The organism is Leptospira langatensis (assembly GCF_004770615.1).
Lineage (GTDB): Bacteria > Spirochaetota > Leptospiria > Leptospirales > Leptospiraceae > Leptospira_B > Leptospira_B langatensis.
Genome location: NZ_RQER01000006.1, coordinates 100,699 through 121,733 on the forward strand (window position 1 = coordinate 100,699; position 21,035 = coordinate 121,733).

21 protein-coding genes and 2 tRNA genes are annotated in these 21,035 nt (G+C 45.5%); 12 read left to right on the plus strand and 11 right to left on the minus strand.

Annotation, left to right across the window (positions count from 1 at the left end; translation table 11 throughout):
- The first annotated feature begins 124 nt into the window (after positions 1–124).
- Both EHO57_RS09765 and EHO57_RS09770 read left to right on the plus strand, forming a co-directional pair.
- Positions 125–1,405 carry a DEAD/DEAH box helicase gene (locus EHO57_RS09765; protein WP_135645490.1) on the plus strand — a complete coding sequence of 427 codons (1,281 nt, stop codon included), beginning with the start codon at positions 125–127 and terminating at the stop codon, positions 1,403–1,405.
- Between the two features lie 100 nt (positions 1,406–1,505).
- Positions 1,506–1,802 (plus strand): YciI family protein, encoded by a 297-nt coding sequence (locus tag EHO57_RS09770; protein WP_135645237.1) that lies wholly within the window; start codon positions 1,506–1,508, stop codon positions 1,800–1,802.
- A 68-nt stretch (positions 1,803–1,870) separates the two neighbouring features.
- Here EHO57_RS09770 and EHO57_RS09775 read toward each other — a convergent pair whose 3' ends face one another.
- A complete protein-coding gene (locus EHO57_RS09775; RefSeq protein WP_135645235.1) occupies positions 1,871–2,722 on the minus strand; it encodes a metal-dependent hydrolase in 852 nt (283 codons plus the stop codon).
- A gap of 18 nt (positions 2,723–2,740) precedes the next feature.
- The gene (locus tag EHO57_RS09780; protein ID WP_135645233.1) at positions 2,741–3,592 is read right to left on the minus strand and encodes a metal-dependent hydrolase; all 852 of its coding nucleotides are present in this window, start codon (positions 3,590–3,592) and stop codon (positions 2,741–2,743) included.
- Positions 3,593–4,027: 435 nt separating this feature from the next.
- Here EHO57_RS09780 and EHO57_RS09785 point away from each other — a divergent pair.
- Positions 4,028–4,101: transfer RNA gene (locus EHO57_RS09785), tRNA-Val, on the plus strand.
- Positions 4,102–4,223: 122 nt separating this feature from the next.
- Here EHO57_RS09785 and EHO57_RS09790 read toward each other — a convergent pair.
- Both EHO57_RS09790 and EHO57_RS09795 read right to left on the minus strand, forming a co-directional pair.
- A complete protein-coding gene (locus tag EHO57_RS09790; protein WP_425460782.1) occupies positions 4,224–5,096 on the minus strand; it encodes a HEAT repeat domain-containing protein in 873 nt (290 codons plus the stop codon).
- A 72-nt stretch (positions 5,097–5,168) separates the two neighbouring features.
- Complete coding sequence (locus tag EHO57_RS09795; RefSeq protein WP_135585592.1) at positions 5,169–5,732, minus strand: polyhydroxyalkanoate synthesis regulator DNA-binding domain-containing protein; 564 nt, start codon at positions 5,730–5,732, stop codon at positions 5,169–5,171.
- A gap of 181 nt (positions 5,733–5,913) precedes the next feature.
- Here EHO57_RS09795 and EHO57_RS09800 point away from each other — a divergent pair, with 181 nt between their 5' ends.
- The gene (locus EHO57_RS09800) at positions 5,914–6,801 is read left to right on the plus strand and encodes a hypothetical protein (protein WP_135645229.1); all 888 of its coding nucleotides are present in this window, start codon (positions 5,914–5,916) and stop codon (positions 6,799–6,801) included.
- Here EHO57_RS09800 and EHO57_RS09805 read toward each other — a convergent pair.
- The 4 genes from EHO57_RS09805 to EHO57_RS09820 all read right to left on the minus strand — a co-directional run bounded on the left by EHO57_RS09805 (position 6,798) and on the right by EHO57_RS09820 (position 9,783).
- The gene (locus tag EHO57_RS09805; RefSeq protein WP_135645227.1) at positions 6,798–7,451 is read right to left on the minus strand and encodes a DsbA family oxidoreductase; all 654 of its coding nucleotides are present in this window, start codon (positions 7,449–7,451) and stop codon (positions 6,798–6,800) included. The genes EHO57_RS09800 and EHO57_RS09805 overlap by 4 nt on opposite strands.
- Before the next feature lie 55 nt (positions 7,452–7,506).
- Positions 7,507–8,277 (minus strand): hypothetical protein, encoded by a 771-nt coding sequence (locus EHO57_RS09810; RefSeq protein ID WP_135645225.1) that lies wholly within the window; start codon positions 8,275–8,277, stop codon positions 7,507–7,509.
- Between the two features lie 71 nt (positions 8,278–8,348).
- The gene (locus EHO57_RS09815) at positions 8,349–8,864 is read right to left on the minus strand and encodes a TlpA family protein disulfide reductase (protein ID WP_135645223.1); all 516 of its coding nucleotides are present in this window, start codon (positions 8,862–8,864) and stop codon (positions 8,349–8,351) included.
- A 19-nt stretch (positions 8,865–8,883) separates the two neighbouring features.
- On the minus strand, positions 8,884–9,783 hold the full coding sequence (locus EHO57_RS09820) for a decaprenyl-phosphate phosphoribosyltransferase (protein WP_135645488.1): 900 nt from the start codon (positions 9,781–9,783) through the stop codon (positions 8,884–8,886).
- 300 nt (positions 9,784–10,083) lie between these two features.
- Between EHO57_RS09820 and EHO57_RS18780 the strand changes: the two genes are divergently transcribed.
- Positions 10,084–10,248 carry a hypothetical protein gene (locus tag EHO57_RS18780; protein ID WP_167882253.1) on the plus strand — a complete coding sequence of 55 codons (165 nt, stop codon included), beginning with the start codon at positions 10,084–10,086 and terminating at the stop codon, positions 10,246–10,248.
- A gap of 36 nt (positions 10,249–10,284) precedes the next feature.
- Here EHO57_RS18780 and EHO57_RS09825 read toward each other — a convergent pair whose 3' ends face one another.
- The gene (locus EHO57_RS09825; protein ID WP_135645221.1) at positions 10,285–11,853 is read right to left on the minus strand and encodes a TrkH family potassium uptake protein; all 1,569 of its coding nucleotides are present in this window, start codon (positions 11,851–11,853) and stop codon (positions 10,285–10,287) included.
- Positions 11,854–12,149: 296 nt separating this feature from the next.
- On the opposite strand from EHO57_RS09825, the gene fusA reads away from it, so the two are divergent.
- The 7 genes from fusA (at position 12,150) to prmC (ending at position 18,985) form a co-directional block, all read left to right on the plus strand.
- Positions 12,150–14,270, plus strand: coding sequence for an elongation factor G (gene fusA, locus EHO57_RS09830; RefSeq protein ID WP_135645219.1), 2,121 nt, complete (start codon positions 12,150–12,152; stop codon positions 14,268–14,270).
- Between the two features lie 91 nt (positions 14,271–14,361).
- On the plus strand, positions 14,362–15,018 hold the full coding sequence (locus EHO57_RS09835) for an LIC_10271 family cell wall hydrolase (protein WP_135645217.1): 657 nt from the start codon (positions 14,362–14,364) through the stop codon (positions 15,016–15,018).
- Between the two features lie 35 nt (positions 15,019–15,053).
- The gene (locus EHO57_RS09840; RefSeq protein ID WP_135645215.1) at positions 15,054–16,283 is read left to right on the plus strand and encodes an amidohydrolase family protein; all 1,230 of its coding nucleotides are present in this window, start codon (positions 15,054–15,056) and stop codon (positions 16,281–16,283) included.
- 24 nt (positions 16,284–16,307) lie between these two features.
- Complete coding sequence (locus EHO57_RS09845) at positions 16,308–17,366, plus strand: tetratricopeptide repeat protein (protein ID WP_135645213.1); 1,059 nt, start codon at positions 16,308–16,310, stop codon at positions 17,364–17,366.
- The gene (locus EHO57_RS09850) at positions 17,366–18,007 is read left to right on the plus strand and encodes a Crp/Fnr family transcriptional regulator (protein WP_135585570.1); all 642 of its coding nucleotides are present in this window, start codon (positions 17,366–17,368) and stop codon (positions 18,005–18,007) included. Before EHO57_RS09845 ends, EHO57_RS09850 begins: the two co-directional genes overlap by 1 nt.
- Positions 18,008–18,033: 26 nt before the next feature.
- A tRNA-Arg gene (locus EHO57_RS09855) sits at positions 18,034–18,110 on the plus strand.
- A gap of 8 nt (positions 18,111–18,118) precedes the next feature.
- A complete protein-coding gene (prmC, locus tag EHO57_RS09860) occupies positions 18,119–18,985 on the plus strand; it encodes a peptide chain release factor N(5)-glutamine methyltransferase (protein WP_135645211.1) in 867 nt (288 codons plus the stop codon).
- A 132-nt stretch (positions 18,986–19,117) separates the two neighbouring features.
- Here the strand turns inward: prmC and EHO57_RS09865 are convergent, their stop codons facing one another.
- Together EHO57_RS09865 and EHO57_RS09870 are read right to left on the minus strand one after the other, a co-directional pair.
- Positions 19,118–19,462, minus strand: coding sequence for a P-II family nitrogen regulator (locus EHO57_RS09865; protein WP_008595143.1), 345 nt, complete (start codon positions 19,460–19,462; stop codon positions 19,118–19,120).
- A gap of 38 nt (positions 19,463–19,500) precedes the next feature.
- Positions 19,501–20,793: an ammonium transporter gene (locus tag EHO57_RS09870; RefSeq protein ID WP_135645209.1), complete on the minus strand. Its 1,293-nt coding sequence runs from the start codon at positions 20,791–20,793 to the stop codon at positions 19,501–19,503.
- Between the last annotated feature and the right edge of the window lie 242 nt (positions 20,794–21,035).

The window sequence follows — 21,035 nt, forward strand, 5'->3', positions numbered from 1 at the left end:
GAACTACAATCCCTCAGATCCTTTTTCAAGAAGAAGAGAATGAAAATTTCTTCGTATCTAAATGCGAATGATACCGGAACCAAAATTCCGCTCCCATTCTTTCTATCTGAGAACCGCTCTTTCCATGAAAGAACTTAAATTCAGTCCGGAACAAAGAGAAGTCATAGAAGATACATCTAGATTCCTGCAAGTGATCGCAGCAGCCGGTTCCGGAAAAACAAGCACACTCGTAGGAGTGATCCAAAAAGAGCTAGAAAGAAATACCTCGGGCGAAGAGATCCTTGTACTTACTTTTACACGAAAGGCGGCAGGTGAGATCCGAGAGAGGATCCATACGCAGACCGGGATCGAGTCAGTAAGAGTTCATACCTTTCATTCTTTTTGCTTAAGAGCCTTAACGAATTGGCATCCTCGTTTCAAAAAGGATCGACCTTCTATCCTTTTACCTGCGGAGAAGAATGCTTTCTTTAGAGAGTGGTTCCGAAAAGAATCGGACAGTATAGGAGGGATCCCTTTTGAGTTACTCAGCGGGGATATTCTACTACCGAAAGATTTCCCTCATTCCTGGAAAATTCCTTTATTAGAAGATTATAAAAAGTTTAAGTCTAAAGAGCATAAACTGGATCTGGACGATCTAGTCTGTCTATTTTTAGATTCTTTAGAAGGCGAAGAACCTTGGACAGAAATCCCTAAATCCGGCTTGAAGAGGATCTTAGTAGACGAGTTCCAAGACACCGACTCGCAACAATTGCGTTTCTTACGGCTTTTATCGGATCGATCCAGGATCACAGTTGTAGGAGACGACAGTCAGTCGATCTATGCATTCCGAGGTAGCGAACCCAGTATCTTCTTAAATTTTCCGGATCTATTCGTTCCTTGCTCTCGTAAATTCCTAAGTACGAATTACAGATCCTTACCCAAGATCGTAGAAGTTTCTTCGATCCCTATCGAAAAGAATGAGAATCGGATCCCGAAGACCGTTCTAGCTCACAGAGAAGGAAGGTCAAGGATCGGCAGATTGAAAATGGATAAGATCAGCGATCTATTTTCCTATCTTGGGGAATTTTACAAAGCCAGTGGCGGAGATCTAAGGATACTTTGCAGATCCAATCATAGGATCCGGGAATATTTAAGCGTAGGAGTTCCTTCGGAACTATTGCTTACCATCCATGCGTCCAAAGGTCTGGAGTTCCATACGGTCATTGTAGACCTGTCGGATGGTTGGAATATTCGAAAAGATTCTCCTAGCTCCGTCTGGGAGGAAGAAAGAAGAGTTCTCTACGTTGCATTGTCCAGAGCAAAAGACAATCTATTGATCTTGGGAAAGAAGAGCCATTCCAATCGGGAAACGGCAGAAGATATCTTCTTCTCTTATTTTAAAAGAGAAATACCTCAATTAAAATAGGAACCATTCTCTCTCGGACTATTTTTGAAGAAGGTTCCGAATTCCCGAATTCAATCGATTGCCAATCGAATTCAGGAGCTAAAATTTGGAAAACAAGCCTATGAAATTTTTTCTGATAGAATTAGAATACACCGTCCCTATGGAAAAGCTGAACGAGGTCACTCCGGCCCATAGAGAATTCCTACAAACCCAATACGATAAGGGAGTGCTACTCTTGTCCGGTCCTAGAGTTCCCAGAGACGGAGGAATGATCATCGGTAAATCTTCTTCTTTAGAGGAATTGCAGGAGATCATGAAGAACGATCCGTTCGTAAAAGAGAACTGTGCAAAATATATCTATAAGGAATTCGCTCCGGTGAAATATCAGCCTTTTCTAAAGGAATGGTTGGAGCTTTAAAAAGAAAAAAACCGCTTCCCGTTCTTTGAATCGAGCGGGAAGCGGGGAGCAAAGTGATTGGATGGGTGCTAAATAGTTATAAGAGCTTCGTTCGCAAGCTCATAACCGCCGGTCTGATCGGGATGAAAATCCTTCTTAAAATACAGAAGCGAAAGCTCTGCTAACCTTGGATATAATTTCCTTCCGAATTCACGAGAGTTGTTCAGATCTTGAAGATATTTACGAAAGCTAACCTTCTTATCGGCCAACAAGAACCAATGCTGAAAAGCGATAGAATATCCCCAGAACATGAACGACGCGATGATGAATCCTAAAATCCGTAGGGCATAGCTTTTAGAAACGGTTTGCAGTACATCGTAAGCAACTGACTTATGCTCGATCTCTTCGCAAGCGTGCCAAAGAAGAAGGTTTCTCATATCTCCATACGCATGTTCATGCAATTGATGACGAATGGATACCTCTGCCATGCTAGCGGTATAATGTTCCAGACCTGCAGTCACTGCAAGCTTCAGCTTTTTACCGAAAATCAATTCGAAGAGAGGAAGAAAGAAACTGAAAGCGGTCCATTTATAGATCTTCACCATGAGATCAATGGGTCTATGTTGACCCTTTAGGACTTCTAGGATCTTTTCATGTTCCTTTCCGTGCTGGACTTCCTGTCCGATAAACGCCTTCACACGATTCGAAAGACCTGGGTCTTTTACTTGATCAGCGAATGCTTTCACACTTTTGATAAAGAACCTCTCCCCTTCCGGAAAGAGAACATGGTAAGCGTTCACATTATGAGTAAGATACGAGTTATTGGCTATGTAATGATCCGGAAGATCCTCCAGTCCTTCGAAATTCATTTTGCGAACAGTGGGAGAATTCGCATCTATGGATTTTAGATTTCTTTTTTTAGTCTCAGTTGAAGCGTTCATTTAGATCCTCTTCTCTTTCTATATAGTTGCCAAAGCAGCGTTAGCAAGTTCGTATCCGCCGGTTTGGTTTGGATGGAAATCGGGTTTGAAATACAGCAAAGACATTTTCCCGACCTCGGTTACGATCAATTTTGCATAGGAACGAGCACTTCTTAGATCCGCAAAGTATCTACGAATCCCGATCTTAGGATCGGAGAAGATGAACAGATGCTGCAGTGTGAACGCATATCCCCAAAACATAACCGACGCCACGATGAACCCGAAGATCCTAAGCACATAGCTTTTAGAAATCGTCTGTAAAACATCATAAGCAACGGATTTGTGTTCGATCTCTTCACAAGCATGCCAGAGAAGAAGATTTCTCATCTCGCCTTCCGCCTGATCGTGCAGATTATATTTTAAGGAAACTTCTCCTAAAGAAGCCGTATAATGCTCCAGGCCGGCAGTCACTGCAAGCTTGAGCTTCTTACCAAAAATAAATTCTAGAACGGGCCAAAAGAATCCATAAGCGGTTTTCGTATAAAATTTTAATATTTTAGAAACAGGACGGCCTTGCTTCACTAGCATTTCTAGAGCCTTCTCATGCTCTTTTCCATGTTGGACTTCTTGCCCAATGAATCCCTTGATACGGCTCTGTAGATCCGGATCAGTCACTTGGTCCGCGAAAGCCTTCACGCTCTTAATAAAGAATCTTTCGCCTTCCGGAAAAATGACATGATACGCGTTTACCGTGTGAGTGATAAAAGAATTCCCCGCTACATAGTAATCGGACAATTGATCCAACCCTTCAAAGTCCATCTTGCGTACGCTCGGAGAGTTTCCGTCGATGGGCTTGATTTTACGTTCCTTTTTCTGAGTTTGCACTGGCATCTGTTTCTCCCCCGTTTTCATCGGGTTTTGTAGCACACACTATAACCGTATGGAAGGAGACTAGCGCGCCGATCTCGGAAAACCCTCGCCGATTTTGAAATCGACCAGGAAAAGCAGATAGAATCGGAGAAATTCTTCTTTTTTGATAAGTCGTTATGTAAAAAATATAACGCCCAGTTCCAAAAGAGAGGACCAAGAGTTCCTACACGCAGGGAACCCGGATCAGAAATGATTGCAGAAAAGACGATTTTGTGGTAGGCAAGGAGCGCTCCCACAAGCCACTCCCCCCACCCAAGATGCAGGGTGGGGGCGCCAAAAAAATCCCCATGTAGGAACTATTACAAGCCCACCAGGCAATTTCCCTACTGCTGCACTTCTGGCCCTGAGATCTAAAAGGCTTTACGGCTCGGTTTGCGACGAAATACTGACTGTACCGGGGGATTAGCTCAGCTGGTTAGAGCGCTACCTTGACATGGTAGAGGTCACTGGTTCGATCCCAGTATCTCCCAGGTTCCTTACCTTTTTCCCGTTACTTTCTATAGAGATCCGATTCACAATATTCCCGCACGGGATAGAAACAAAAAAGCCCCCGAACTCGGAGGCTTTTTCCTTCTACTAACCTTACCCAATCCTAGTCTTTAAAATAGAAAGGTGTGTTTGCCGGCATTTTAAATCCGGTAACATTCGCGAGGTCCTTCTTGATCTGCTCTCTTACGATCTGATCATGCTCAATGAGTAGAGCCTCTCTCAAAGAATACTCGCCAGCTTTCAGATCCACTTCTCCCACTGCCATGGAAGCTCTATAACGGACCATCGGAGACTCATCTTTTAAGAAGGCGCATAGATCATGGAATTTCTGGTTTGCGATCCGATTGATATAAACGATCGCATTCAAGATGGCGACCTTCGCAAACGGATTCTTCTCTTTATCGATTGCCGAATTCAATTGGCTCAGAGTGTCTTTTCGATTCAAATTCTTCAAACCGTCTGCTGCAGAAGCGCGAATATAGAAATTAGGATGACTTAAGCCTGCGATGATCGCGTCTTGATTCTCCTTAGTATAAGGAAGAAGTCCTACATTCCTTAACAATTCTCCCGTAGAGATCACGAGATTATAACCGTCAGGAGCGCTAAATGTAGGTTGGTCATTTTCCTGAACCAAAGCGGAAGCTCTCTTGATCTCTTCGACCATACCTGGTCCGGAGACATCGGATTCCATCGCTCCCAAGGCCTGAGCGATCACGAACTTCAATGAAGGAGAATTCTCATCCGATTTCGGAACGTTCGGATTTCCTTTGAGTGCCTTTAAAAGGGGACGGACTGCAAGTTTGCTAGTCACGAATTTTAAATAGTCGGCCGCCTGGATCCTTTCTTCCAAGCTTCCGCTTTCCAACTTCTTTACTTGGTCGTAAAAGAGTTGGTCCAGTTTTTCGTGGATCATCTCCTTTGCGGAGAGATTGAATGCAAAAAACGAAATGATTCCGAGGCTAAGGATTCTCAAAATAGACATGGGTTCCCCCTACAGAAAGTATCGGATCTAGGAAGCCCTGTCTTAACCCGTGAGGGCGAGAATCGGCTATAAGGATTCGGTTTCCTTGACCCTTTCCGCAATCCTGCGAATTTTCTCCGAGAGATCCTCGACCGCCAATTCCTTTTCTCCCCCTTCTTCCAGTTCCCGGCCGACTTTTTTCAGGTCCTCTTGGATCTGTTCGCTGTTTTCACTGGCTCTCTGGGCAAGGTGGGTCAAAAGATCCTCTCGATAGCTTTTCACTTCTTCGAGTCTAAGTTCCCCCAAGGCCACCATGCTTTGGAGGATCCTGTCCATTTTTTCTTTAGTAAGATATGCGAGTCCGATACCGCCAAGGACCAGGCGCCCGAATAAAGCACTGATATTCTTTCCAGTCTCCCGGATCAGAGCGGAAAGCATATAATTGGAGAATTCTTCGTTTCTTTGGCCGAGGCTGACTTTAAGGAAGGTCTGCCCTAAGATCTTAGGAGTGATGTCTTGCCCGCTCATATTATCGATCACCTTGATCTCTTCGCCTGAGATGATCATCTCAGCGACATCTTCCAAGGTGATGGTCTTGCTAGTTTCGGGGTCGTACAACCTTCTATTTGCGTATCTTTTTAGAACCTTCATTCTTTGTTTTGCTCGTGCCCGGCGCTTAGGAAGAATGTCCTAAAGCTATTTGTCTCAGTAGACAAACTGGTTTTTATTTGCGATTTCCCTTTCCTAGTTGCGAGTTTTTCGCAACGCACCAATTCTAGGATCGGACGAAAATCCCCAAGGTCAAGGAAAAAACCCGTCCTTACAAAAAGCGATGAACTTACTCTCCGACCTTTTACTTCTGCATCGACTAACTTCGGATGAGCTTGAGTTCCTCATTGCCTTATTAAAGTGGAAAGGAATAGAACAGACCGAATGGGTCACCTCCTCCGGATTTCCTTCCGCTCCCAAAGAAACGCTGATCTGGAAATCTTCGGTACTACCCGAAGACATTCGATCCGCACAGGATTGGTCCAGAGAAGTCTGCTTGATCGGACGCTTCGACCCGGAAGAAAAGAATTCCTTTCTCAGAGCCGGAGCCACTCGGGTCTACGACTTGAATCTTTTTCCTTTAGAAGAATTCCCTCTCTTTCGTTTTTCCAAACCTCTGCATCCGGAAATGGTTCTTCTTACTGAGAACTCGGATCTGTTCTCAAAATATAGGTCCTTGCTTCGGGCCTGCGGATCCAACGCTCATTGGTGCAAAGATATTTTAGGACTTCCTAATATGCTAAAGGAAACTAAACCGGGAGTACTTCTTCTGGACGCAGAATCCTTTGCTCCGAGGGACCTAAGCCCAAAGGTACGAAGTCTTTTAGGAACTCCTTACTTCCCTCTTAGCTTTTGCTTGATCGACTTCAACCGGGAAAATGTGTATCAAAACCTTGCCACAGGCCTTAAGGACGTAGCAAAAGCGTTCTTCGAATCACGGGACCTTCTTCTTTTCTTAAGGGACAGACTGGCTCTTTCTCCCTCTCCCAAGGAGTCCTTATTCCAAGCGATCGATTGGAACGGAAGTCCCAGAAATATCAGAGAATTCGAATTTCCGAATGTTCCGGACGGCGTATTAGAGAGAGCGGAAGCCTCCTACCTCTATCGGATCCGAAGGCTATTCTTATGGCTGGGAGAAGGGACCAGCAGAGGAACGGAAAGCTCCTCTTAGGCGCTCGCTTCCGATTCTAATCGTTCGAATACTTGCAGGAATAGATCCGGTCCCTGGGCGCCGGATACGGCATATTTATCGTTAAAGATATAGAACGGAACTCCGGTCACTCCCATGATCTTTCCTTCATTCTCTTCGTTCGCGATCTCAGCCAGAAGCTTGGTATCCTTGCGAACTTCTTCCAATTCGGTTTCCGGGATCCCTACTTGGGCCAATCCTTCCTGAATGACAGAATCGTCGGATAAATTCTTTGACTCTGAGAAGAATTTACTGAAGAAAATCTCTGCGAGCTCCGCTTCCTTATTATAATTCCTTGCCTTACGGATCAGTGCATGAAGAAGGAAAGTATTGGGCTGATGACCTTGCAGTATATTAGAGAACTGTAAACCGTCTTCTTTTGCGATATCGGTAACTCTTTGGGTCATCATCCTCACTCGGTCCAAGGAACCGAATTTCTTGACCATATGAGCTTCTCTATCCTCGCCGCCCTCCGGCAGATCAGGGTTCAATTGAAAAGGTTTCCAACTTACTTGGATCGTATCGTTCGGATGATTGGTCTTCCAGGACTCGATCGCCTGTTCCAATCTTTTCTTACCTATATAGCACCAAGGACAAACTACGTCCGAATAGATCGATACTGTTGCTTCCAAATCTCTACCCTGTAATCGTTAGACTTACAAGCCTTTGGAAATTAGCACTCTTTTTTTATTCTTCATCCAGAAGTTCGGCCGCTTCTAGATCTTCCAGACCTCTGTTCGGAAAAGCCTGTTCGTAAAAAAGCGCAGCAAACAGATCGAAGTCCTCGTCTGCCGGAAGATTTTTCTTCTCCCAGTATTCGTTCCTTCTCTTGATCAGAATGGAAATGGTCTCATCTTCTAAGGAGAATTCCTTTCCGCCCCGATTCAGTCTTCGGATCAGCCAATTCAGATTATGTAAGAAGAAGTTCCCGGTGAATTCCAAAGTGGAGAGAGAAGGCTCCTTCTTCATTAAAGTCTCTGTATGATAGAGAGGGATCCGAAGATAATGAGGGTCCTTTGTCTGTTGGTACTGTTTGTATCCGGAAGATATGGATTCGAAAAAAGGCATAGAAGACACATAAGAAGATTGAATGAGCTTTTCTTTTTCAGGATGAAGCCGAATGACCTCGATGAGATCTACAAAGGAATCCTTTTGGATGGCTTCTCTTAAGATAGGATCCAAAGGGGCAGGCCTCGGCTCGGAATCGATCAGCCGAACATAGAGATACTTTACTTCATAAGCGAATCTGGATTCTCTAGGGATATAATACTCGATCCAGATCGGTTCTTTATAATAATTTACTAATTCTTCTTCGGGAAGGTCGGGAGTGACGCTCAAAGACTTGAGCTTCTTCACATCGTCCGTTATGACCTTATTTCCCTGGACCCTGGTCCTGGATCGTTTGATCTGACGCAATTCGCTCTTGTTTAAAAGAGGTTTCGGTTTATAGGAGTCCATCGTATTCAGTATCGGAAAGCAGGACTCGAAAATTCAAGAACAGAGCTCCGTTTCCTATCTTCTAGGACGGACTAAGACCAGAAAATCCTAGTCCATACGAGTCGCAAAAACATCCCGAACGGGCTCATGATCCCCGATTCGGCGAAGCGAACTCTTCCTTCTCCATCTAAAATATAAAAACTAGGATAGCCCCTGATCCCCCAATCCCTAAGTAACATCGGATTACCTACGATCACCGGAAAATCTATACTTTGTTTTTCCAGATAATTCTTGAGAGCGACTTCGCTGTCCCCTTCTTCCACACTAATGAATGCGAAACGATTTTGATCCTTCAAAGAAGAAGCATACCATTTCACTAAAGGAAGATTCGTGTTGCAGACTCCGCACCAAGTCGCCCAAAAATAAACTACAGTGGTCTTGCCCTTGATGCTTGCCTTCTCTCCTATTGGAGTTCTGAATTCTTTTCCATCCAGACTCAAAACAGGTTCTGTGTCCAAGGCTCTAAACCAGGCCAAGAAAAAAGTAGCGGTCAATAGAAGAATGAATGCTCCTCCGTACTGTAACGCCGATCTCACCTTTTGATTCATGTCCTAGATTAGACCTGTGTTATAGATGAAAGGGAAGACTTTGTCCGGAACCCGAGTACATGATCCAAACAACCAGTAAAAGCCACAGAAATCCCGCCACAAGGACACCCCAATCCGTAAGGATCGCCTTAGTAGGATTGTGGCCCATGTTCTTGATATAGATAATGTACAAGGATCTAAAGATCGCGTAGACCACGATCGGAATGGTATAAACCATTTTGTCGGTTCCCAAATTCTCAATGGTATGCGGACTAGTAACATACATAACATAGGTAACCAATGTCATGGTTGCGACAATCCCCATCATCAGATCCAGGAAATTGACGGAGTATTCTTCTAGGATCTTGCGATGACCCTTGGCTCCTTCTTCCAAGATGATGAGCTCTCCCCTTCTCTTGCCGAAACCCCAATAGAGAGCCAGCATGAAAGTGCAAAGCAGAAGCCAAGAAGAGAAACTCACTCCTACTACGATGGAACCCGCAATGGCTCTCACTACGAAACCGAAGGAAATACTCATCACATCCAAGATGACCATGTGTTTTAAGAATCTACTATATACTATATTGAAGATCAGATATCCGGTCACCCAGTAGAAGAACTCAGGCTGTAACTTAAATGAGAAAATTAGAGTGAAGGAAAGAAGAATAGCAGTGAATAGGAGTGCGATCGTAGGAGAGATTGCCCCCGAAGCCAATGGCCTGTGTTTCTTTTCCGGATGCAAAGCGTCTTCTTTGCGATCCATGAAATCATTGATCACATATTGGCAGCTGGCAGTTAAGGAGAATAGAAAGAATGCATAAATGGCTCTCTCTACGGATTCCAGATCGCCTAGTTTTTTCCCGAAAATGATTCCCGCGAATAGGATTATATTCTTAACCCACTGATGTGGTCTTAAAAGTTTTATGTAAGAAAATAGCATTCTTTCTCCCGAAAATCGATTCGCCTGTAGAGGCCAGATTGCTCGTAAATCTAAGGCTTGCAAGGGAATTTTAAAGGCTTCCGGAGACCAGAATCCGTCTCTAACTCTCATTTTTTGGAGAATCAAGGATCTTTCCGCCAGGACGTGATCCTCTCTTTTGAAATAGGGAATATCTACACCTTAAGGATTATCCATCCCAGGACAAAATGGGCGCTAATTCATCCGCAAACATGAATTCAGATATTATAATATGATTTTAGGCTTTACACCTTTGTTTCGTTAGCTTATATCAATTGCACTATGCATAGAAAGATAACTTACAAGATCGTCGATACCCAAGAGCCATTGAATCAGGATGCTTTTGACGCATTAGGGGCTTTGGGATTCGAACTCATATCGGTGATCCACAATCAGAAGAACGATTACTTCATTTACCACTTCAAACAGGTGGAAGCGAATCATTAAGAAAAACGAATCCTCATCTCTTAAAGAAGAAGGGATCTAACCGACTTGGATCTTGACTCCGTCATCCTGGGCGCCCAAGGATCCCAGTCCGGAATGTCCCGTGAATGCGATCAATAGAGTGAATACTCCCACTCTGCCCACGTACATGATGCAAGGATACAAGAACTTCTCTATGCCTGTGATATAAGGAGTGAGTCCCTTAGATAGACCCACAGTTCCGAACGCGGACATCACCTCGAAGAAAATATCCTCTATCCCGTGTCTATGACCGTTGGCCAAAGTAATGACCAGCATAAAGAATACGATGGAGATCGTTGCTAAAAAGTAGATCCTTGTAGAGATCGCAACCGAGTTCTTGGAGACTTCTTCCCCCATGATGCTTACCCTAGCTTGCGGATTGATCACATTTCGCAGATACATCAATAGGATCACAAATGTGGTGATCTTGATCCCTCCGGCAGCTCCTTGAGGTCCACCTCCGACGAACATCAAAGAGCAGAGCAACACATAGGTAGGACTCCGAATCTCGGAGAGATCGAATGTATTGAAGCCCGCCGTTCTGGAAGATACAGAAAGGAAGAAGGAGTTAAATAACTTATCTATGAAGGAGAATTTTCCAATGGTTTCCGGATTATCCCATTCGGTGATCAGGATCCCTATCCCTCCCACATGAACCAATATTAAACTTCCATAAAGTAGAAGTTTCATCTGGATCCTGCTGGACTCCCCTTTCAATGCCTGGCGATACAGCGCTAATCTTTCCTCGGCCCAGAAAGACATTCGGATCAGAAGAAGATAGATCCAAGAAGGTTCCTTTCCTTCTTCCAATGCTCTGGACATGAGATAGGTTTCCATAGCGACTTCTATCCGATTCATTACATTGCGAAATGCTTCTAGAAGTGTTTTCTCAAAGAATAAGATAACAGGAAAACCTATCCCTCCCATCACTACTAGACTTTCTACAACGAGTAAGGCCAAAGGATCCTTGGATAAGAAGGAAAGATCGTCCACTATCGAGAAGCCTGCGTTATTGAATGCGGAGACTGCGGTGAACAAGCTCAAAAAAAGTCGATTCGGATCCCCTGGCAATCCGCTCAAGTCGTCCGGCATGCTGATATAAAGAAGACAGGCACCCAATAATTCGATAGAGAGAGAAATATTCAGAATGGAAAGTAGGATGCGCCGAACATAAGGAGCCTTTTTGGTCTGACCGTCATCGGATTCATGGGAGTCGATCGCCTCAAAGAAGAAGGCTGCGATCCTAGTACTTCTGGAAAGACCTCGAACAACGAGTATTCCCACCAAAACCGCAAAGGTAATAATTCCCAAGCCCCCGATCTGGAAGAGAAAGAGCATGATCACTTGAGAAGAGAATGCCAATTCACTGATCGGAACGGTAGTTAGGCCGGTCACACAGATCGCGGAAGCAGCCAGATAAAAAGAATCCGCGTAAGCGATCCTGCCTGCTTCTGAAGCATAGATCATAAAGGACCCAATAACGATGGCTCCTGCAAATCCCAGACAAAGGATCCGGGCCACGGAAAGCAGTAAAAAGGAGCGAGCGATCCTATTAACGTTGCGTTTTAGAAATTTGAATTGGCCCATGAGAAAGGGAGCACCCTTTCCAGGAACTATTTTGGCCCGGGCATACGGGGGCAATGACTTTATGGGCTTATGGTCAGAGGCAAAGATTAGATTCTAGATTACATTTCCGAATCAGGATCCTATAGCGTCTACGAGCAGGAAACGATCTTTACAAGCGCGGTTCTTTCAGAAATCTGGTAAGAATTAGGGTTCTTTTACCTAAGGAACCCAGTCAGATTAGTATCTACTAAGGATCTTATTCTTCTTTTCAGAAGGCAGAAGAGGATCTTTAGCATAGGCTTTTAAAGAGGACTCCAATGAGCACTGCAGTTGCGGACTTTAAACCAACCGAGAAACTCCTAAAGACTAGGAACATCGGTATTTCCGCCCATATCGACTCAGGAAAAACAACCCTGACCGAGAGGATTCTATTTTATACGAACCGTATTCACGCCATCCACGAAGTTCGTGGTAAAGACGGAGTCGGAGCGAAAATGGACAGTATGGAGTTGGAGAGAGAAAGAGGGATTACTATCCAATCCGCTGCTACTTACTGCCAGTGGAAGGGCCATACTATCAATATTATCGATACTCCGGGTCACGTTGACTTTACCGTAGAGGTTGAGCGCTCTTTGAGAGTTCTCGACTCCGCGATTCTCGTGCTTTGTGGGGTTTCCGGTGTGCAATCTCAGTCCATTACAGTGGACAGACAGATGCGCCGCTATAACGTTCCTCGCGTTGCTTTTATCAATAAACTGGACCGTACCGGTGCAAACCCTTTCCGCGTGATCGAGCAATTGCGTGAGAAATTGAAGCATAACGCGGTTCCTGTCCAAATCCCGATCGGTCTCGAAGGAGATCTAGTTGGGATCGTAGACTTGGTCATCATGAAAGCCGTTTATTTCGAAGGAAAAGACGGAATGGAGATCGTTGAGAAGGAAATTCCTGCAGAATTACAAGAACTCGCTCAGAAAAAACGCGAGGAACTCTTGGACGCTGCTTCTATGTTCTCGGACGAATTGACCGAGGCAATGTTAGAAGGAGAGCCTACTGTTGAGCAGATCAAGACTGCGATCCGTAACGGAGCGATCTCTCTCAAACTGACCCCAGTATTCATGGGTTCTGCTTTCAAGAACAAGGGAGTTCAAAAACTTCTGGATGGAGTTTTGGATTACCTGGCTTCTCCTGTGGACGTTGTAAACTCCGCTCTGGACATCAAAAACGAGTCCGAGAAAGTCGTATTACCTTCTGACAAGGACAAACCTCTCGTTTGCCTCGCATTCAAACTCGAGGACGGACGTTACGGCCAGTTGACCTATGTGCGTGTATACCAAGGACGTATCCAAAAGGGTATGACCATCTACAACATGTCTACCAACAAGAAACATAACGTTGGTCGTCTATGTCGTATGCACTCCGACGAAATGGAAGATATCGAATTCGCAGAAGCGGGAGATATCATTGCATTATTCGGTATCGATTGTGCTTCCGGGGATACTTTTACCGACGGAAAAATGAACGTTTCCATGGAATCCATGTTCGTTCCTGCTCCGGTAATCTCTCTTACAATCGAGGCCAAAGAATCCAAGCACCTGAACAACTTGGCAAAAGCCCTCAACCGCTTTACCAAGGAAGACCCTACGTTCCAAACTCACGTAGACCAAGAGTCAGGCCAAACCATCATCAAAGGGATGGGAGAGCTTCACTTAGAAGTTTATATCGAAAGGATGAAACGAGAGTACGGAGTAGAGCTGATCACTGGAGCTCCTCAGGTTGCGTATCGTGAGACCATCACTTCTCGCGCCGACTTTGACTATACCCACAAGAAACAAACGGGTGGTCAGGGACAGTTCGGTCGTGTGGCTGGATTTATCGAGCCGATCCCATTGGAAGAAGATAAGAATTACGAATTCGTAAACAGTGTCGTGGGAGGAGCAATCCCTCGCGAATTTATCTCCTCCGTTGATAAGGGATTCAGAAGCTGCTTAGATCGCGGAAGTATGATCGGATTCCCTATCATCGGGGTAAAACTGACCATCAACGACGGATCTTACCACGATGTGGACTCTTCCGATATGGCATTCCAGATCGCAGGACGCTATGCATTCCGCCAAGGATTCAGCAAAGCAAATCCTCAGATCCTGGAACCGATCATGAGAGTAGAAGTGGACGGACCTGCGGAATTCCAAGGTCCAATCCTAGCTTCCTTGAACCAAAGACGGGGGATGATCCTGAACACCACCGAGCAAGACGGATATTGCAAAGTGGAAGCGGAAGTACCTCTTTCCGATATGTTCGGATACTCTACCGTGATCCGTTCCTCTACCCAAGGAAAGGCCGAATTCTCCATGGAATTCTCTCGTTACGCTCCTGTTCCAAGAAACGTAGCGGAAGAATTGCAAAAGAAATACAAGCCGAACTCCAAAGACGAAGATTGATCCGGATCGGATCCTTCTTTTTGGAAAAAAGGGAGCCAACTCGGCTCCCTTTTCTTTTTTGAACGGGCCCAAAATTGCCGATAAATACTGCATGCGGGAGAAATATCCAAACCGATCCGTTTGCTTAGGGGTCCTTTTCGTAATCTTCTTCCCGCTTAGCCGATTCGCAGGAACTCCTACAAAGACCCATACCGTCCAGCCCAAGGAAACCGCCTTCTCCATCAGTCGAAAGTACGGCATGGATTGGAGGATCCTAATGGAATGGAATGGGAAGAAGGAGACGGAAGGATTGAAAGTCGGAGAAAGGCTCCACATTCCCCCGGATCCGAACCCTAAAAATCAGGAAGAGACGAATTCTTCCTCACATTCTTCCGTCTCTTATGAAAAAGGAAAGTTCCGTTCTCCTTTGAAGAAGCTTCCCCCTGTGGCATTACCTTATTCGAATCTCTCCTATTATCCGAACCGAGGAGTCTTATTCAAGGCGAGCCGCTTTAAAGAAGTGCATCCTGCTTCTTCCGGCAAAGTAGTTGTACTGGACCAAATGGACGGTTATAGGAAATATATTATTTTAGAGCATAAGGGCGGATATTCCAGCGTATATGCAAACCTTCGATCCGTTTCCGTGAAAGAAGGAGAGACTGTGAAGCCCGGCGAGACCATTGGCGAGTTGGAAGAAGGAAAAGGCCTGTATTTTCAACTCAATCAGGGGACTAAGGCGATCGATCCTATTCCTCTTTTAAGAAATTAACATAAAGTATTGATATATTAGGTTTTTTGCAAGGAATGGAATGGGAAATCGTAAATTCTAGAGCGGTAACTCCGAATGGAGTACTAGAGAACGCGACGATCCGTATCAAGGATGGTCGGATCGTATCCGTATCTTCCGGAACCCCTAAGGAATCCCTTTCTATCCGATTGAATCTGGGCGGATTATTCGTGTACCCGGGATTGATCAACGCTCACGACCATCTTCTTGGGACCTATCTTCCAAAAGTAGGGACGAATCGTCCTTATTTGAACTGGCTTCCTTGGGACAACGATCTCAAATCTTCCGTCGTGTATGCGGAAAGACAGCAATTGGAGCCGGAGCAGCTCTATCTATTGGGTTCCTACAAGAACCTGATCAGCGGAGTGACTTCCGTATTGGATCATATTCCCCATTTCGTCCAAACTCCTTTCTTGGAAAGATCTCCGGTCCGAATTCTGGATCATTTTACTCTGGCGCATAGCATCTGCTCTTATTCCTTAAACTGGGGAGACGGACCCGAAATAGAATACGCAAGGGCCAAGGAAGGAAACCTTCCCTTTATCACTCATATCAGCGAAGGATTCGACGAGGAATCCAGGAATGCGGTCCGATATCTGAAATCCATAGGTTGTCTCGGCGACAATACTGTACTCGTTCATGGGATCGCATTCGATTCAGAAGATATCCAGAGCCTAGCACAAGCGAAGGCTCACTTGGTTTGGTGTCCGGAATCCAATCTGTTCATGTTCGGCAAGACCACTTCCATCCAAGAAGTTTTAGAAGCGGGAGTCAACGTGAGTCTTGGAACGGATTCCCCCATGTCCGGATCCTTGAACATTTTGGATGAGATCCATTCCGCCCGAAATTTCTTTCAAAAGGAATACGGAAAGGAATTAGACCCGAAACTAGTTTTCAAAATGGTCACCGAGAATCCGGCCAAAGCTTTACGGATTTCGAATGACTTAGGCAGACTGGAAGCAGGCAAGATCGCGGATCTACTCGTGCTTTCTTCCGAAAAAGAAGACGCATACCAAGCACTTTGCTCGGCGGATCTTTCTTCCGTACGATTGGTAGTGCGAGATGGGAAGCCTTCTTATGGCGACCATTCTTTGAAAGAATTTTTCGACGAAACCGGCGTTGCTGGACGTGAAATTAAGATCGCGGGAACCGATAAATACCTTGCAGGAGACCCCCTAGGGTTGCTAGAATCGGTCACCCGGGCCCTTGGTTACAAAAAGGATTTGGCATTTTTTCCTGTCGGGTGAGATTAAGAGAAGAAGGTAACGGTCTTGGCTGGGCCCATAATCCGAACTTATAAAGGCGGCTCTATTATTTACTTCGAGAAAGATCGATCGGAGGATATCTATGTCCTTCGCCAAGGTCGAGTCGTACTCACATACACTGCCATAGACACAGGCTACGAAGTAAAAGAAGATGTGAGACTCGGAGAATTCTTCGGAGTAAAATCCGCACTCGGAAAATATCCTAGGGAAGAGACCGCTCAAGTAGTTGGCGGGGCCACCGTTCTAGTTTTCAAATTAAACGACTTTGAAGTGTTCGTTTCCGAAAAAACCCATCTCATCCTAAAGATGATGAAGGTTTTCTCCAGCCAGCTTCGCCAGGTTCACAAGAAATTGAGAGAGATTCTCGGCCAAGCAGAGGCCAGAAATCCAGCGTTCGAGTTAATGAACGTCGCAGAAGTATTCTACAAGAATAATAACTTCGAACACGCGGCATACGCATTCGGCAAATACTTGGACCATTATCCGACCGGACCGTATGCAGGACGGGCCACCGAGCTTCAGGATCTGGCGAGAAAAGGAACTCCGTACCCGATCAATATGCCTCCTTTGGTCTACGAGGCCGCTTCTACGAGTAGAATGACCCAAGAGAATCTGCAGAATATCATGAAGCCCGCTGCAGAGAAAACGAATATGGGAGCGGGAACGGACAATACCATCACCTCTCTCTATAATAGAGCTCATACCTTCCTAAATGTGGGCAAATTCGAAGAAGCGGCGGCCATCTTCAAAGACCTAATGGTTCGCAGTGATTTCAAATACGATAGTGAGAAGAAGTTGGTAGATAATGCTCTCTTCCAGATGGGAGTCTGCTTCTTAAAACTGAACAATTTGGAAACAGCAAGCAATACCTTCTCCGCTTATATCAAAAAGCATCCTTCGGGCGAATCCGTAAAAGAGTCCTTATTCCATCTGGCAGAGATCGCCGAACAACAAGGAGATCGCCAAAGGGCCGGGATGCTATTCGGCAAGGTAGCATTGCTTCCTCCGGAAAGAGACAGCCTATCTCAGAAAGCAAGGCAGAAAGCCAAGGAGCTGAGCGCTTAATGGATTTAATGCTCGAGTCCATGTTCTCCAAGTTCGGTAAAACCTACGAACCGAACCAGATCATCTTTTGCGAGAACGAGCCAGGAAACGATTTCTTTCTCATCCAGGCGGGAAAGGTGAAGATCACCAAAACAGTGGGAAATTCCATCAAAACCCTGGATATCCTGGAGCAAGGGGATATCTTCGGAGAGATGGCGATCCTAGAAGAACAGCCCCGAAGCGCTACCGCGATCGCCATTTCCGAAGTAAAGGTGCTCAATTTCAACCGGGCTAACTTCGAACTATTACTTACTAAGAACCCTACTCTGGCTCTTAAGATCCTGACCATCTTCTCCGTGCGGATTTACGATGCGAAACGAAGATTGCTTATCCTTCTTCTAGACGATATCATAGGCAAGGTTGCCGACGTGTTCCTTATGCTTTATGAGAAAATGCATACGCATACCGAATTCAAGGAAGTGGTGCTGAACGTTACCGTCGAGGATGTGGCGGATTGGTGTGCCCAGCCGGTGGGAGAGGTCCAGAAGGTCGTAAACCAATTTGCGAAAAGCGGTAAAATCGAGATCTACTCGGATAAAATCGTTATTCACAATATCAACGACTTCCAGAGAATAGTCTCCCAGAAGCGCAAGCCTGCTTAACAGGGACGCGTCTCTTAAACTGACAAGGTCCCGTAGCTCAGGTGGACAGAGCAGAAGTTTCCTAAACTTTTGGTCGGAGGTTCGAATCCTCTCGGGGCCACCAAGGTTCAGATGGCCGATTCCCAAGACAACGTTCTCAATCTACTCAAGAAGTCCGAAGAATTCTTAAAGAAGAAGAATATACCCTCAGCTCGCCTGGATGCAGAGATCCTTCTCGCAGATTTGCTTAAGATCCAGAGGGTCAAACTCTATATAGATTTCGAAAGACCTCTTTCCGTTTCGGAAAAAGACGAGTATAGAGAAAGGATCGTGCAAAGATCCAAGTTCCGGCCCACAGCATATATCATCGGAAAGAAAGCCTTCTTCGATTCCGAATTCCAAGTAAACGAATCAGTACTGATCCCAAGACCGGAAACGGAAGAATTAGTAGCCTGGATCTTAGAAGAATATTCCCAGAAAGACTCCTCTTTGAACGCATTGGATCTTTGCTCCGGAAGCGGCTGCATAGGGATCAGCCTCGCCAAGGCTCGCCGCAACTGGCAGGTTTCCTTTTCGGATCTTTCTACAGAAGCGATAGAGATGAACCGAAAGAATATTCAGGAAATCTTAAATTCAGAGGATCGTTTTCAATTATACCAGGGAGATCTCTTCTCTTCCCTTCCGGGGGAAAATCAATTCGATCTCATCGTTTCCAATCCCCCGTACATTCCTGAATCGGAAAAACCTTCTATCATGCCTGATGTGGCCGAATACGAACCTCATCTAGCTCTCTTTGTTCAGGATTTCGAGAATTTTCATAAGAGAATTCTAATAGAAGCTCTGCCTTTCTTGAAACCAAATGGGGTCCTCTATTTGGAAACCCATCCTAAATATGCGGGTTGGCTCAAGGAAACTGCTCTCTCTCTTGGTTATTCCGAAGCGATCTCCAAGAGAGATCTCTCCGGAAGGGACAGTTTCGTTAGATTGAAGCGGGCATAATCCTCAAAAGGATTTTCCCCTTTCAAGATCCCAATCCAGCAATATCGAACAAAATCTTCCTTTAGCCTCTAAACGAAAAAAGGGGCCGGCAATGCCGACCCCGAGCTAAGTTTCGACTCGTATGGGGAAGAATTAAATCGCTGAGCTTCCTCTTTCTCCGGTACGGATACGGATCACGTCTTCGAGAGGAAGGATAAGGATCTTTCCGTCTCCGATCTTTCCATCGCCGGTCTTGGCAGCTTTCAGAATAGCGTCAACGGTGGGCTTAACGAACTCGTCGTTTACCGCGATCTCTAATCTTACCTTTCTTAAAAGGTTCACTTGGTATTCATGTCCGCGGAATACTTCCGTTTTCCCTTTCTGCTGCCCGTAGCCTTGCACGTCGCTTACGGTAAGTCTGTAGATTTCATTCTTAGTAAGCTCGGCTTTTACCTCTTCCAGTTTATGTGGCTGGATAATTGCTACGATTAATTTCATATGCTCTCCTTTACTTAATGTATAAATTCAACAAAAGGTTACAGAATATAACCTTTCTCTCCGTGGATCTCGGAATCGAGACCTGCGATCTCTTTCTCTTCGGAAATCCTGAACCCGATTGTCTTCTCGATAATGAAAACAAGGGCCAAGGATACGATGAAGGAATATGCACCTGTAGCAACTACACTGATTAGCTGGACTACGATCTGGTCTCCGCGAGTAGCAACCCCGGCTCCCAAAGTCACAGTGAATACACCCGTAAGGATGGCGCCTATCGCACCGCCCACACCGTGAATACCGAATGCATCCAGAGAGTCGTCATATCCGAGTTTACCTTTCAAAAGAATTGCAAGGTAGCAGATCGGAGAAACGATCAGACCCATCAGGATCGCGCCTTTTGCGTCCACGAATCCGGCTGCCGGAGTGATCACGACCAATCCTGCAACGATACCGGAAGCAGCACCCAATGCGGTAGCTTTCTTAGTATGGAAGTATTCGATCAAAAGCCAAGCCACTCCTGCCGCTGCTGGAGCGATCAAAGTCACTGCGAAAGCTCTTGCTGCGAGTCCGTTAGTCGCCAGACCGGATCCAGCGTTGAACCCGAACCATCCGAACCAAAGGAACCCGGCACCGATCAAGGTGTAGGTCAGGTTGTTTGGAGCGATCAGAGCCGGTCCATCACCTTTACGTTTTCCTAATACGATCGCTGCTGCGAGTCCTGCAATACCGGAGATCAAGTGTACAACTGTTCCTCCCGCAAAGTCAAGAGCGCTTTTTTGGAATAACCAACCGTCGGAGTCCCAAACCCAGTGTGCGACTGGATCGTAAACCAGAGTAGACCATGCAAGGATGAATACGACGTAACCGGAGAGTTTCACTCTCTCAGCGATCGCACCCGAGATCAGGGCTGGGGTAATTAGAGCGAACATTCCTTGGAATAGGAAGTGAATGAATTTAGGGATAGTTCCTTCCAAGGTATCGATATCGATTCCGTTCAGGAAAAGAAGTCCGAAGTCGCCATAGAAAGGGTTACTTCCGTCGAATGCAAAGCTGTATCCGAAAATGGTCCACTGAAGAGTGAGAACCAAGATTGCGATGAAGCTATGCATCATGGTAGAGAGAACGTTCTTAGATCTTACAATCCCGCCGTAGAACAGCGCAAGACCGGGGATCATGAAGAACACGAGTGTGGAAGCGACGATCATCCAAGCCGTGTCCCCTTTGTCCAAAGTCGGAGCAGGAGCAGGCGGAGGTGTGGTTGCGTCCTGACCCCAAAGAAGTGCAGGGACCACTAAGATCAGAAGCGCGATTAGTTTATGGGCCAATTTCATTTTCTCAAATCTCATCTCGAAATATGTTTTAACCCTTTACTGCAAGAAGAGTACCTGAGCCCAAAAAAGGTTTAAAAAATATTTAAAAAATCGAATGGCCTATGCCAAAGGCGGCAAACCGACTTTCCCCCAAGGGTACTTGGCCCTTTTTAGATAGGAAATTAAGACTGCACTCGATTCGGGGAGATCCCTGCCGAGTTCGACCCGGCAGTTTGCGTACTTTATAGGCAGATTTTTTCAAC

Coding starts and splice junctions, on each gene's coding strand:
- EHO57_RS09820 (WP_135645488.1), bottom strand. CDS start 9,783: ATGCTATTTTCTTACATAAAACTTTTAAGACCACATCAGTGGGTTAAG.
- fusA (WP_135645219.1), top strand. CDS start 12,150: ATGAGCACTGCAGTTGCGGACTTTAAACCAACCGAGAAACTCCTAAAG.
- EHO57_RS09765 (WP_135645490.1), top strand. CDS start 125: ATGAAAGAACTTAAATTCAGTCCGGAACAAAGAGAAGTCATAGAAGAT.
- EHO57_RS09815 (WP_135645223.1), bottom strand. CDS start 8,864: ATGAATCAAAAGGTGAGATCGGCGTTACAGTACGGAGGAGCATTCATT.
- EHO57_RS09870 (WP_135645209.1), bottom strand. CDS start 20,793: ATGAAATTGGCCCATAAACTAATCGCGCTTCTGATCTTAGTGGTCCCT.
- EHO57_RS09795 (WP_135585592.1), bottom strand. CDS start 5,732: ATGAAGGTTCTAAAAAGATACGCAAATAGAAGGTTGTACGACCCCGAA.
- EHO57_RS09770 (WP_135645237.1), top strand. CDS start 1,506: ATGAAATTTTTTCTGATAGAATTAGAATACACCGTCCCTATGGAAAAG.
- prmC (WP_135645211.1), top strand. CDS start 18,119: ATGGCCGATTCCCAAGACAACGTTCTCAATCTACTCAAGAAGTCCGAA.
- EHO57_RS09850 (WP_135585570.1), top strand. CDS start 17,366: ATGGATTTAATGCTCGAGTCCATGTTCTCCAAGTTCGGTAAAACCTAC.
- EHO57_RS09840 (WP_135645215.1), top strand. CDS start 15,054: ATGGAATGGGAAATCGTAAATTCTAGAGCGGTAACTCCGAATGGAGTA.
- EHO57_RS18780 (WP_167882253.1), top strand. CDS start 10,084: ATGCATAGAAAGATAACTTACAAGATCGTCGATACCCAAGAGCCATTG.
- EHO57_RS09775 (WP_135645235.1), bottom strand. CDS start 2,722: ATGAACGCTTCAACTGAGACTAAAAAAAGAAATCTAAAATCCATAGAT.
- EHO57_RS09835 (WP_135645217.1), top strand. CDS start 14,362: ATGCGGGAGAAATATCCAAACCGATCCGTTTGCTTAGGGGTCCTTTTC.
- EHO57_RS09800 (WP_135645229.1), top strand. CDS start 5,914: ATGAACTTACTCTCCGACCTTTTACTTCTGCATCGACTAACTTCGGAT.
- EHO57_RS09810 (WP_135645225.1), bottom strand. CDS start 8,277: ATGGACTCCTATAAACCGAAACCTCTTTTAAACAAGAGCGAATTGCGT.
- EHO57_RS09865 (WP_008595143.1), bottom strand. CDS start 19,462: ATGAAATTAATCGTAGCAATTATCCAGCCACATAAACTGGAAGAGGTA.
- EHO57_RS09780 (WP_135645233.1), bottom strand. CDS start 3,592: ATGCCAGTGCAAACTCAGAAAAAGGAACGTAAAATCAAGCCCATCGAC.
- EHO57_RS09825 (WP_135645221.1), bottom strand. CDS start 11,853: ATGGGCCAATTCAAATTTCTAAAACGCAACGTTAATAGGATCGCTCGC.